The 570-nt window shown below is 37.4% G+C and carries 1 protein-coding gene; it reads left to right on the top strand.

Going from position 1 to position 570, the window contains the following annotated elements:
• Nucleotides 1-353: HAD family hydrolase (locus tag AC1DPZ_RS28715; RefSeq protein WP_477409954.1), on the top strand; the 353-nt coding region annotated here is incomplete at its 5' end.
• Between the last annotated feature and the right edge of the window lie 217 nt (nucleotides 354-570).

Genomic DNA, 570 nt, shown 5'->3' with positions numbered 1-570 from the left:
ACCTTATGCTGACTGCCAAGCTTCCTTTGAAATTGCTTTTATATCAAAATATGCTTACTTTGCTACAGGAAATTGTGGTTGATCGTAAAAAACTGTTCATTGTTACAAACGGAAATGTATCAGAGCAGGTAAATAAAATAAAGCAGGTGGAATGGCACAAACTGGAACCCTACCTTATTTGCTATTTTGCCGAAGAAACAATGCCCAAGCCCGAACCCGATGTAGTACATTTATTGATGCAGGAACATAACCTGCAGCGCAGGGATATTTTGATGATCGGAAATTCGGAAACCGACAGTTTATGTGCCGAGACTGTGGGGATAGATTATATAAGTGCCGGAAAATTTTTATAGCGCCTGTTGTAACATACTTATTTTTATAGCGTTAACACATTTGTATTATAATTCAATTGTATATGAGAAAAATATTTTACTCGGTGCTCGTTCTTACCGCCGGTTTGTTATCAGCATGCCACAAGGATAAAAAAATAATCGTTAACACTACTGATTCCACAGCAATCAAGTTAGAAACATCCAACCTGATCAAGGATTCGGTTTACCTGTATACCAA

The sequence above is a fragment of the Mucilaginibacter sp. P4_G9 genome (assembly GCF_056400985.1).
The sequence above is the reverse complement of the archived record's forward strand: the minus strand, read 5'-3'. Positions and strand labels throughout refer to the sequence as shown.